This is a genomic window from Bradyrhizobium sp. LMTR 3, from assembly GCF_001693485.1.
Lineage (GTDB): Bacteria > Pseudomonadota > Alphaproteobacteria > Rhizobiales > Xanthobacteraceae > Bradyrhizobium.
Map to the genome: position 1 here is coordinate 77,520 of NZ_MAXC01000010.1, position 11,846 is coordinate 89,365.

The 11,846-nt window shown below is 64.5% G+C and carries 4 protein-coding genes; all 4 read right to left on the bottom strand.

What is annotated here, in order from left to right; translation table 11 throughout:
* Positions 1-2: 2 nt before the first annotated feature.
* Genes LMTR3_RS08515 through LMTR3_RS08530 form a run of 4 tightly spaced genes read right to left on the bottom strand, consistent with a single transcriptional unit; the run spans position 3 to position 11,750 of the window.
* Complete coding sequence (locus LMTR3_RS08515; protein ID WP_065744646.1) at positions 3-9,752, bottom strand: non-ribosomal peptide synthetase; 9,750 nt, start codon at positions 9,750-9,752, stop codon at positions 3-5.
* 55 nt (positions 9,753-9,807) lie between these two features.
* On the bottom strand, positions 9,808-10,776 hold the full coding sequence (locus tag LMTR3_RS08520; RefSeq protein WP_065744647.1) for a TauD/TfdA family dioxygenase: 969 nt from the start codon (positions 10,774-10,776) through the stop codon (positions 9,808-9,810).
* On the bottom strand, positions 10,745-11,500 hold the full coding sequence (locus tag LMTR3_RS08525) for a thioesterase II family protein (protein ID WP_084029491.1): 756 nt from the start codon (positions 11,498-11,500) through the stop codon (positions 10,745-10,747). The genes LMTR3_RS08520 and LMTR3_RS08525 overlap by 32 nt, the downstream gene beginning before the upstream one ends.
* A 22-nt stretch (positions 11,501-11,522) precedes the next feature.
* Positions 11,523-11,750 carry an MbtH family protein gene (locus LMTR3_RS08530; RefSeq protein ID WP_065744648.1) on the bottom strand — a complete coding sequence of 76 codons (228 nt, stop codon included), beginning with the start codon at positions 11,748-11,750 and terminating at the stop codon, positions 11,523-11,525.
* Positions 11,751-11,846 lie beyond the last annotated feature (96 nt).

Sequence of the window (11,846 nt, forward strand, 5' to 3'; positions counted from 1 at the left end):
GTTCACTGCCCCGCCGCGATCAGATCCTGGAGCTCATCGGCATCGAACTCCTGCTCGATCAGCCTGATCGACACGACGCGCGCGAATGACGCGAGGTCGGGATGAACGAACAGATCCGAAACCGGGATCGACACGCCGATCTCCTGCGACACCCGGCTGAGCACCCGCACCGCCAGCAGTGAGTGCCCCCCGAGCTCGAAGAAGTGATCGTTGCGTCCGATCAGGTCGACGCCGAGCAGTTCGGCCCAGATCTTCGCCAGCGCGATCTCGATTTCGTCCTCGGGCGCCTCATAGAAGCGGCGTGCCTGGGCATCCTCGTGCGGCGACGGCAATGCGCGACGGTCGATCTTGCCATTGGGGGTCAGCGGCAATTGCTCGAGCACCATGATCGTCGATGGCACCATGTAGTCGGGCAGATTGGCCGACAGCGCATCACGCAAGGCGCGGCCGTCAAGGGTCGGCTCGCCGCTCGCATAGGCGACCAACTGACGGCCGGTCCTGCTCTCGCGCGTCACCACGGCGGCGGCGCGCACGCCGCGCTGCTCGAGCAGCCGCGCCTCGATCTCTCCCAGTTCGATACGGAAGCCGCGGATCTTCACCTGCTGGTCCGCGCGGCCGACATAGTCGATCACGCCGTCCGCCCGCCACCGCGCAAGGTCGCCGGTCCGGTAGAGACGCGCGCCGCTACCGCCGAACGGATCCGGGATAAATCGTTCCGCCGTCAGCGCGCCCCGGTTCAGATAGCCTCGCGCCAACCCAACACCGCCGATGAACAGCTCGCCAGTGACACCAACGGGCACGATGTTGAGATCGGCGTCGAGGATGTAGGCGGACCTGATGCCAACGGGCCGTCCGATCGGCGCCGGCAGGCCCGGCGTCAACGCAGCGTCGTCGACGAGCCACGCTGTCGGCGCGATCACCGTTTCGGTCGGGCCGTAAGCATTGACCAGAAGGTCGACGTCGGCGGTCTGGCGGAGCGCTTTGATTCCGCTATCCGACCAGGCCTCGCCGCCGACAATGCAGGCTCTGATTGCAAGGCGGCGCCGACTCTGCCGCAACGCTGCGCTCAATTGGTCCGCATAGGCTGGCGGCAGAAAGATCGTCGAGACCGAGTTTCTCGCAATCTCATCGACGAGGTCGTCCATCAATAGACCTGGCCTGGACGGCAGCACGAGCGAGCCACCCGTCATCAGCGGCACCAGCCAGCGCTCGTGGGCAATGTCGAAATTGATCGAGGCCGACTGGAATTCGCGGTCGCGCGAAGTCATGCGGTACAACCGGCCGATCGCTTCGCAATGCATCGCCAGCGGCCCATGCGAGACCGACACGCCCTTCGGCGTCCCGGTCGAACCCGACGTGTAGATCACGTAGGCCAGACTATCCGGATGAATCTCGAGATTCAGATTGGCTGTATCTTCGCCGACGGGCCGCTGCGGCTCGTCGATGCACCAGGCCTCGACGCCGGTCTCGCGCAGCACCGGCGCGAGAGGTTCGAGCAGCACGCTTTGCGTCAAGACCAGTGTCGCCGCGCTGTCGCGCAGCATGTAGGCGAGCCGCTCGGCCGGATAATCCGGATCGAGCGGCAGATAGGCGCCGCCTGCTTTCAGAACGGCCAGCAGCGCGACCATCATTTCCGGGCTGCGCGCCAAGGCAATGCCGGTCAGGCGATCCGGACCGGCCTCGAAGTGGCGAAGCCGTTTCGCAAGCTGGTTGGCCCGGGCGTTCAATTCGCCATAGCTCAGGCGCTGGTCGCCCCACACAATCGCAAGGGCAGAAGGCGCCCGCGCGGCTTGCGCCTCGATATGCGCGACGACGCCGACATATGGAGCACCTGCCGCCAAACGGCCGGCACCGCTCCATTCGAGAATTCGCCGGGCCTCATCGCCGGCGGATAATCCGAGATCGCCGATCGGTCGCTCCGCACTGGCGGCGATCCGCTCCAGCAATCCGTGCAGGATGTCCCGGAGGCGCCGGATGGCAACCTCGTCAAAGCGGGCGCGGTCGTAATTGAACTCGAGATCGAGCCGTTCGCTTCCGGCAAACACGGCAACCGCCAGCGCATAATTCGTCGGCGTCACATGTTGCACCCGTCCCAGGCGCGGGCCGCTCTCCCCCGTTCGCCGCAGCGCCTCATCGATCGGATAGTTTTCGAACACCAGAATGCTGTCGAACAGCGCCTGCCCGGCCTGCCCAGCGAGGCGCTGGATTTCGTAGAGCGGCGTCCAGCCATGTTCGCGCAGAGCGAGGTTCTGCTCCTGCAACTGACGCAGCCAGTCACCGACTCGCGCTTGCGGGCCCGGTGCGTCGACAATCGGCAACGTATTGATGAAGAGGCCCACCATCTCCTCGGAGCCCGGCAGGTCAGCCGGACGGCCCGACACGGTCACCCCGAAACAGACGGCGGCCTGCCCCGAATGCCGGCGCAACAACTGCGCCCACGCCGCCTGAACGAGCGTATTGAGCGTCACCCGCTCGCGCTTCGCAGATGCCTTCAGCCGTTCGGTCAACTCCGGATTCACCGAAAGCGCAATGCTGGCGTGTCCCTCCTCCGATGTTTTGTTGTTCGTAGCCGGCGCATTCGCCAGCAGGGTCGGTGTTTCGAGCTCTGCCAAAGCGTCGCGCCAGAATTTTTCGGCGCCTGCGTGATCGCGACTTTGCAGCCATGCGATGTAGTCGCGATAGCTGCCCTGCACGGCTGGCAGTGCGCACCCGCTCACATGCCGAAACACCTCCGCAACCAGCCGCGCCGAGCTCCAGCCGTCGACAAAGATGTGGTGATGGGTCCAGATCAGCCAGTGACGCTTGTCGTCGAGCCGGATCAACCGCACCCGCTGCAACGGCGGCTGAGAGACGTCGAAGCCGCTCTCGCGCTCGCGCCGCGATGCTTCCGCCAGCGCGGCGTCCAATTCAGCCCGTCCGCCACGTTCCAGCGCTGCGGTCCGGCTGCGCCAATCCTCTTCGACGAACGGCACCGTCACATGACGGTGTACGACCTGCTGAGCCGCGCCTGACACGTGCTGCCAGACAAAGCCGGTCCGCACGGCGGCGTGCCGGTCACACACCGCTTGCCACGCGGCGCGAAGCTTGTCGGCATCGAAGCCGAACAGCTCGAGCCCGATCTGGTTGACATAGGCATCGTTGTCGCCATCGCGGATCGCGTGGAACAGCATGCCCTGCTGCATCGGTGAAAGCGGATAAATGTCCTCGATGCTGCGGAGATCCAAAGTCGTCGCCAACCGATCGAGATCGGCCTGATCGAGTCCGGACAACGGGAAGTCCGAAGGCGTGAGACCAGATGCGCCGCTGCAGCAATGCGCCACCAGCTCGCGCAGGGCCGTTTCGTAAAGCTTCGCCAGCCGCTCGACCGTCTCCCGCCGATAGCGCTTGCGTCCATATCCGAACGACAGATGCAGACGTCCCTCACGCACCAGACCGGTGATGTTGAGCCACCCCCGCAAGGGAGCGGCGGCGCTGCGAGACGCCCCCGCGCTCTCGGACGCGAATCCGAACAGCGAGGAAGCTCCCACGCTGCCGTCGAAGCGGCCGAGATAGTTGAAGACGACCTGCGGCTCCGCCAGTTGCGCCAGGGCCTTGCGCTGGTGGTCGGCGCCGAGATAGCGCAACACGCCGTAGCCAAGCCCGCGGTTCGGAATCGCGCGAAGCCTCTCCTTCACCGTCTTGATCAGGGAGGCGTGGTCGTCCGACCCGCCTTGCAGCCGCACCGGGAAGGCCGTCGTGAACCAGCCGACCGTCCGGGAAATGTCCGCGCCGGGGAATATGTCCTCGCGGCCGTGCCCCTCGAGCTCGACCGTTACATCGTCGCGCTGGCTCCAGCGCGATACGGCACGCGCCAGGCTCGCCAGCATCAGATCGTTGACCTGCGTCCGATAGGCGGAGGGCGCATCCTGCAGCAGGCTTGACGTCAGTTCGGTATCGAACACCAGCGACACCTCTTCGCCGTCACCGACGCGGTCGACGCCGCCATGATCATCGTCGCATGGCAGGCCTGGACCCGCCGCACAATCGAGCCAGAACGGCAGTTCGTCAGCAAGCTCGCTGGTCGTCGCGTAAGAATGCAACCGTTCGCCCCAGGACGCATAGGACTCGCTCTTCGGCGGCAGCGTCGCGGCGGCGCCTCTCTTCAACTGCTCGTACGCCGCGGCCAGATCTTCAAGCAGGACCCGCCAGGATACGCCGTCGACAACCAGATGATGGATCGCGATCAGCAGCCGCTGGCTGCCGTCCGCAAGGTCCATCGCCACCGCACGCAGCAAACGACCCGCGGACAGCGACAAGCTTTCCTGCGCGGCCGATGCAAGCGCGGTGACCTGTGTCGCATCTCCGACATCGGTATGGATCCACAGCAACTCCGACGGCGATGGCGGCGTGCCCTGCGCCGCGCGCCACGCGCCGTCCACCTGCGCGAACCGCAGGCGCAACGCATCGTGATGATCGACGATCGTCGTCAGCGCACGTCGCAGGGTCTCCCAGTCCATCCGCGATTGCGGGACCAGCAACACGGCCTGATTCCAGTGATCCCGGTTGCCGATGTCTTCGCTGAAAAAGCGTGCCTGAATTGGCAGCAAATGACGCATGCCGGTTGCCGCATCGATCGATACCTTTGCGGCCGAACTCTCCTTCCTTGCTAAAGGTGCTGCCGCGACGGCGGCAACGGTAGCCAACCCCGCCACGGTCTGCTGGCCGAAGACCTGCTTCGGCGTCAGGCGAATGCCGCGCTTGCGCAGGCGCGCGATGATCTGCAGGCTGAGAATGGAATCGCCGCCAAGCTCGAAAAAATTGTCGGTGCGGCCGATGCGTTCGCGACCGAGCACCTCACGCCACACCGCCGCAATCTGTTCCTCCGTGTCTCCCAGCGGCGCGGAATAGTTCGCGGCGACCACGTCCCCAGCCGGCTCCGGCAGCGCCTTGCGGTCGATCTTGCCGTTTGGCGTGAGTGGCAGCCGTTGCAGAACAATGATGTGCGACGGCACCATGTATTCCGGCACCACCGCGGCCAGTTGCTGCTTGATCACATCCGGCTTCGGTGTGGCGCCCATCGCGGGCACACAGTGCGCAACGATCTCCCAGCGTTCGGCGCTGTCGCCGATGGCGCGTGCGACAACCACCGCGTCGTCGATCCCCTGAAGCGCCTTGATCGCGCGCCCGACTTCGCCAAGCTCGATGCGATAGCCGCGTAGCTTGATCTGATCATCGCCACGGCCGAGGAATATCAGCCGGCCTGTCCGATCGCAGCGAACGCGATCGCCGGTTCGATACAGCCGCGCTCCGGCCGGCCCAAACGGGTCCGGAATGAAGCGCTCGGCGGTCAAGCCGGCCTCGCCACGATAGCCCCGCGCGACGCCGGCGCCGCCAATGTAGAGTTCGCCGGATACGCCGATCGGAACCTCGTTGAGCGCATCATCCAGAACGTGCACGCGCAGATTGGCAAGCGGCAGGCCAATGGGGACCGGGCCTATCTCGTCTGTAGCCTCACATTCGTACGTGACCGCGCCAACAGTCGTTTCCGTCGGCCCGTAGTGATTGAGAATTCGGCATTGCGGCCGCAACTGCCGGATCTCGTTCAACAGCGCGGGATCGCTGGCCTCGCCACCGAGGATCAGCGTATCGCTGGGCAGGAGATCGGCCGAGCACGACGCCTTTAACAGCCCTCGCAGATGGCTGGGCACGATCTTGAGAATGCCGACTTCGCCGTCCCGCATGGCTTTCGCGAACGCATCCGCATCGAACACCACTTCGGGCGGCAACAAATGCAGCGTCGCGCCGCAGGCGAGCGCGCCGAACAGGACGGTGTGGCCAAGATCCGCCGCCACGGTCGAGACCATCGCCATGTTCGCCAAATGCTGCGGCTGCAGGCGTTGCAGCAGCGCTTGCACGTAATTGGCCAACGCACCGTGCGAGACGGCAACACCCTTCGGCGTCCCGGTCGATCCGGAGGTATAGATGACGTAAGCGGTCTGCGCCGGGTGGATCAGATCCTCGGGCGGCACGCTCGATGTTTCCTCGTGCGCCGCTTCGGCTTCCGCATCGAGCACGGTGCAATCGAGCGCAAGCGCTTGTGCCAGCTTCTCGCCGGCTGCCAGCACGATTGCGATGTCCCCGTCCTTCAGGATGCGCCTGATACGCTCCAGCGGCCATTTCGGATCGAGCGGCACATAGGCGCCGCCGGCCTTCAGCACGCCAAGCAGCCCGACAACGAAGGCCGGAGAGCGCTCGATCCACAGCGCAACCGGTACCTCGCGCGTCACGCCCTTGCCTGCAAGCATGTGAGCTATTCGGTTCGATTTCTGCTCCAGCTCGGCGAACGTCAGCGTCTCACTGCCGCACCGGATGGCAACCCCGGCCTGGCGATCGGCCGTCGACGCACGATGAAGACCGACCACATCGGTAAATCCAAACGCGGCTGCCTCGCTCGGCACGACCTGCCGGTTCGCATCGTCGATGACGAAGTCCGAAATGCGCCGCTCAGCATTTTCCGCGATCTGGCGCAGCATCGAGCCGAACTGCGCCGCCAGCCGCGCAATCGTCGGGCGATTGAACAAATCGGTGGCGTAGTTGAACGTCGCCTTCATGCCGCCGGCGCCATCGACGACATCAAGCGCAAGATCGAAATGCGAACCCGCGAGGTCCATGATGTCGATCTCGGCGGTGAGCCCTGCGATACCGTCGAACCCGCGCGGCGCCGTCATGTAGTTGAACTTGGCCTGGAACAGCGGATTGTGCCCACCGCTTCGTTCAGGGCGCAGCCCGTCGACAAGCATTTCGAATGGCAGATCCTGATGCGACAGCGCTTCGATCACCGCGCCCTTGACCTCTCGCAGCAGGTTCGGGAAGGTTGCGTCATCGGCAATCTCGGCCCGCAGCACCAGCGTGTTGACGAAGCAGCCAATCAGCCGCTCGAGCTGCGCGTGACGGCGTCCCGCGACCGGCACGCCGACGCGCAAATCGCTCTGCCCCGTATAGCGATGCAACAGCCCCTGGTACGCCGCGAGCAGCAGCATGAAGACGCTCACGCGATATCTTGCGGCGATCTCCCGTAATCGAGCGGCCAGCGCGCCGTCGACGGCAAGGCCGATCGTATCGCCGGCATGGCTTTGCGTTGCCAGACGCGGCCGGTCATGGGGCAGCGCCAGCACGGGGTGCGCGTCACCCAGCTTTGCGCGCCAATAGGCGAGCTGCCGATCTCCCTCGCCACCAGCGAGCCAGTTTCGCTGCCAGACCGCGAAATCCGCATATTGCATCATCGGCACCGGCGGCCGGCCTGCGTCCTGCCCGGTGCCGTTGCGGTAGAGTCCCGCCAGCTCTTCGAGCATCACGTCGAGCGACCATCCATCGACGGCGATGTGATGAGCAAGCAGCAGCAATTCGTGCGCATCATCTGCGAGCTGAAGCAACACCGCCCGCAATAGCGGCCCATTGACAAGGTCGAACGGTTTGCCGAGTTCGGACCGCCTGACCTCCGCCGCATGTTCGGCGGGACTTCCACGGAGATCCTGGTGCCTGATATCGACGCCGATGGCGTCGTGAATGACCTGCCTTGCGCGACCGTCCGTTGCGACGAATGTGGTGCGCAGCACCTCATGACGCTGAACGATTTCCGCAATTGCCTGCGACAAGGCGATATGGTCGAGCTTCCCCTTCAGCCGGATCGTGCTCGCGACCGTATACGCCGTACCATTGGGGTCCAGATTCCAGAGAAACCACAGCCGCTCCTGCGCATGGGACAAGGTCGCGCGATCGGCCGGCGTCGCCCGCTGGATCGGAGAAAGCCCCCTCTTCGCGCCATCGCGCAACAGAGCGTCGATATGATCAGCGAATGCGCCAAGCCTCGGCGCATCGAAGAAGCTGCGCAGTTCCAGCTCGACGCCGAAACGTTCGCGCAGCGCCGCGGCGATCTGGCCGGCCGCGATCGAGTTTCCGCCCAGCACGAAGAAATCGTCCTCGCGGTGCACGGCTCTTACGCCCAGCGCCTCGCACCAGATCGACGCCAGCGCGCGCTCGGTGTCGGTTACGGGCGCGGTCAGCGTCGCGCCATCGCGGCGTCGCCCTCGCTCGAACACCATAAAGCTGTCGAGCGTGTTGTTGGCCCAGCCGGCGGCGCAGGCGGAGCGCTGCAACTTTCCACTCGTCGTCAGCGGCATCGCTTGCGGATTCAACAGCACGATCACGGCCGGATATTCCTGCGCCTGCCGCAGCACCGCCTCGCCGATTCCCTGGGCGAGAGCCTCGGGACGCTCGCGCTTGAGAACGGCGCGGCTGAACTCTGCCGCGACGCCAATGCTTTCCCGCCCATCGATCTCGACCGCAAACGCGGCAACCCGTCCGCTACGGACGGATTCGACCTCGGCTTCGACCGCCTGCTCAACGTCAGTCGGATATACATTCTGGCCGCGAACGATCAGCAGGTCCTTGAGCCGGCCCGTCACGATCAGCGCGCCGTCCTTGACGAAACCGATATCCCCGGTACGCAGCCAACGCACGCCGTCGCGCTCGACGAAGGCTTTGTGTGTGGCTTCGGGATTGTTCCAGTATCCGAGCGCGACACTCGGGCCCGCGACCCAGATCTCGCCGACTTCGTCGGCCGGTGCCGCCATCGATCCATCAATGCGCATGATGCGCGTGACATGATTGGCGGCCGCCCGACCGCATGCCACAAGGTCAGTGCCCTCGTCGGCTGTTGCGACGCGGCCCGCCGCAAGCGCCGCCGTATCGAGGGTATAGCTGACGGTTTTGGTCGAGAGGTCACCTGCCGTTACCAGCAGCGTTGCCTCGGCCAAGCCGTAGCACGCGTTCAACGCTCGTCGATTGAACCCGGCCGGCTCGAACCTGTCGCCGAATCTGCGCAGCGTGGTCTGGCGCACAAATTCCGAGCCGGAGAATGCGAACCGCCAGCGGCTAAGGTCGAGCCGGCCGATCGTTTCGTCGGAGATGCGGTCGGCACACAGCGCGAAGGCAAAGTCAGGTCCGCCACTGAGCGTACCGCCGTGACGATCGATGGCCTCAAGCCAGCGTCGCGGCCGCTCGAGAAAATTGCGCGGCGACATCAGGACGGCGGTAAAGCCGGTAAACAGCGGATTCAACAGCCCGCCGATCAGTCCCATGTCATGATAGAGCGGCAGCCAGCTCACAAAGACGTCGTCGGGCGTCCCTGCGGCCACGGCCTCGATCGCCTTCTCGTTGGCCGTCAGGTTCGCGTGAGAGACGCAGACGCCTTTCGGCTGCGAGGTCGATCCGGACGTGTACTGCAGGAAGGCAATCGCATCTGCCTCCGGCCTCGTCTCGCGCCACTCTGCAGCAAGCGCCGCCGGTATCGCATCTACCGCGATGATCTCTACATTCGCCAGCTCGGGAGGTGCCGCTTCCACCGCACCAACCAGCGCGGCTTCCGTCAGGATGAAGCGAGGCGTCGCATCGCGCAGAATGCCGTTGAGACGCCCTGCATAGCGCTCGGCACCGGTCTCCGGCGCATACGCCGGGACAGCGATCACACCGGAATACAGGCACGCATAGAACGCCACGGCATAGTCGAGGCCGCTGGGCAGCAGGATAACCCCGCGCTCGCCCGCGCCGCCCAACTGCTGCAGGTAGGCCGCGACGGATCGAATCCGGGCGTCGAGACCGGCAAACGTCAACTCTTCGGCGACGCCGTCTCCCTCCAGGAAGCGCAACGCGATCCCGTCCGGGCGTAACGCGGCGTGGCACCGTAGTCGTTCGACGAGGTTATCTCTGTACATCTTCTCGAATCCAGTTCGCCCGCGACCGACGATTCTCGCCGCCCGAAAATGCCGATCAGCCCTGCCGATGCGCTTCCGCCATGGCGACGATCACCTTGCGAGGCCCCTTGAACGGCGCGCGCGCATGCGCGGTGAGCATGTTGTCCAGCATCACCACGTCGCCGGCCTGCCAGGGAAAGCTGATCTTGTGCGTTTCGAGAACGTTGCGGACGGTGGCGAGCATCTCGTCGTCGATCGGCGAGCCGTCGCCGTAGAACACGTTACGCGGCAGGTCGGTCTCGTCGCCGACCACGTCGAGCAAGCTCTCGCGCACCTCCGGCTCGAGATTGGAGACGTGAAACAAATGGGCCTGATTGAACCAGACCCACTCTCCCGTTACCGGATGCCGTGCCGTCCCCTGACAGATCTGGCGCGTGCGAAGCTCGCCGTCTTCCTTCCATTCACATTCGATGTCGTGCCCGGCGCAGTAGGCCTCGACCTCCGATCTCGACTCGGTGCCGAACACCTGCTGCCAGTCGACGTCGAGCCCGTTGCCATAGTTCCGCACATACATCACGCCCTTCTCGGCGAACCGCTCCCGAATGGCCGGCGGCATGTCGCGATAGATGGCGCGGCTGTCGGCGATCGGCGTCTCGCCGCCTTCCTGCGCCGGCTTCATGCAATAGAACCAGATCTTCATCGGCCAATCGCGCGTATAGGCCTGCTCGTTGTGCAGCGGGATATGCTGGTGCGGCGGGTATTCCGTGGAAGTGTAGACGCCGGAGGTAACCTGCGAGCGCGGCGTCGATCCAAACTCGTATGTGAGCAGCGGATGACCGAAATCGGCCGCGAACGCCCGGAACGCGTCGGGGCCATCGAGAGAGAAATCGCGAAACACGATGCCGCCGCAATCGGTCAAATGCCGGTCGATGGTATCGCGCAGCATGGGAAGCGCCGCGCCAAGCGGCTGCCCGGCCTTGTCGGCCTTCAGCAGCAACGGAAGAGTTTTGCCTTCAATGAGTGGCTGAACGGAGAATACGCTCATGATCCTCGCTCCGATGCGAACTAATCGATCGCCCTGATCGCCGGGCCAGGGCCGATCCGATCAGGCCGAGCAGTTCGGCTTGCTGCGTGTGAATGAAGAAGTGATGGCCTGGCAGCACGTCGAGCGCGAATTCCGCCGACGTTTCCTGCCGCCAGGCCTGTAACGATTCGTGGCCGGTCTTGTCGTCAGCCCCGCCGAAGACGTGCACGGGACACGACAGCGGATGCCGCCGCCGATAGACATACGCGCCGCACATCAAAAAATCCGCGCGGAGCACCGGCAATGCGGACCGCATCAGCTCCGCATTCGACAACGCCTCATCCGGCGTGCCCTGCAGATCGCGCAGCTCCTTCAGCAGCGCCTCGTCGCTCAATGGCAGGCGCCATTTGCTGCCGTCTCGAACGGCCGGCGCCTCGGCACCTGAGGCAAAGAGAATGGCCGGAGCAGCCGCGCCGCGATCGCGCAAGCTATGCGCGAGTTCGAACGCAATCAGCGCGCCGAGACTATGTCCAAACAACGCATACGGCGTATCGAGCTGGACGTGAAGTTCTGCAGCGAGTTGCCGTGCAAGCGCGTGCGGGTCGGTCGCCAGCGGCTCGTCCATGCGTGCGCCGCGCCCGGGCCATTCCACCGGCCGGACATCGATCCATGACGGCAACAGCCTGCGCCACCGTGCATAGAACATGGCGCTGCCGCCGGAGTAAGGCAGACAAAGAAGCCGCATCGGACGACAAGGCTCCGTTGGCTCAAGCCGACTTCTGCGGCGCCGTCTCGTCCATGAATTTGCGCAGCGTTAGGGGGCGCATGTCGGTCCACACTTGCTCGATGTGCTCGAGGCATTCCTTCTTGCTGCCCGTCTTGCCAACTGCTTTCCAGCCGTTCGGAATTTCCTTGAACGTCGGCCAGATGGAGTATTGCTCTTCGTGATTGATAACGACGGTAAAGGTGACGTCGTCTCTGTCGAACACCATCATGGTTCGGTCCCTCTTCAGAAAACGAAAGCAATGACGTGTTGACTAGGTCAGAAGCAAATGAGGGTCAAAGCAATATCGACGACGAAGTTTTTAATA